Genomic DNA, 1,130 nt, shown 5'->3' with positions numbered 1-1,130 from the left:
TAAAAGGGCCAACGCTTGATTCAAAAGATAAGCGTTTTTCGCCTTCGGTATTTAAGCTTTACGCAGATAGTAGCCATACTAAATTACTTTATAGCTTTAAGATAGAGCGTTGGTATATAAATAATCCAGTCATTCTAAAAAATCGGCATTTGGAATATAACCCGATGACATATGAGCAAGCTATACAGTTTTGTCAAGGGTTAGGTAGTCATTATCGTCTCCCCGATGTTAATGATTACACTAATAACAATGAACCGTGGCTCGGTTGGACTGGTGGTCTACCAGAGTTGGGTGATTTTTACGGATATCAACGACGCTTAAGTTTTAAGCGTGGCAACCGTTGGGTAGGGGGATTATTTAATGAATGGGGGCGTATGGCTAGTTCATATCCATGGAGCAATGAAGAGGATACCCTACAAGAAGGAGATTATGCTGTTCCTTGGGAGATAAGTGGTAGCTCTTCCGATGGATTTTGGACGGCTTCCCTGCGCGAGCCTAATAAACATTTTACCGTTTACGCAATCGATGGTGGTATATGGTCTTATGATGATTCTGGACGCAATGTACAAGCAGCATGTGTCAGTCCTTAAAGGTGATGATGTGTTAGATGTGCGATTATGTTAATTCTGTCACCAGTCATTAAAACAGTGATGATTAGCCACTTATCAAAAGATAGGTGGCATTGAGTGAAGGTCAATTAAAATAGCAATCTTGCGCGAATGGTGGCAGCTACATTCTTTTCTATATCTTTTATCTATCAAGCAATTCCTCGGGTTTATTTGAAAATACCTTTATACATATGGGAATTATTTGCTTTATTGTTTGTCTTTTAATTCTCCATGCAGTTTAGGGAAAATTGCAGTATTGGGTTCTTTGGTATTTTTAAAAGCAGCTAGCTTAACTTTCATCTTAATAAACTCTAATAAACGTTAATAAATCTTAATAAAACGTGTTTTTTTGCTTTCAAGCAATGTTAATTTTTGTTTATAATTTACTTTGCTCCTTTCGTGATGTAGTGCCCTTTGTATATTTCAGGTGTTTATAGCATGATTTTTACAGGACTATTCATAAAAAAGGTGGGTAAACTATCAAAATTTATCTGGCAAATTAATTTGATTACATAAAAATAA

The 1,130-nt window shown here is 36.1% G+C and carries 1 protein-coding gene; it reads left to right on the top strand.

Annotated elements, in window-relative coordinates:
- Positions 1-590 (top strand): hypothetical protein (locus ACYIAM_RS13000; RefSeq protein ID WP_483748556.1); only part of this gene is annotated, 590 nt, incomplete at its 5' end.
- Positions 591-1,130: the final 540 nt, after the last annotated feature.

Source organism: Gilliamella sp. X-60, assembly GCF_057063585.1.
This window is presented reverse-complemented; position numbering and strand designations above follow the sequence as displayed.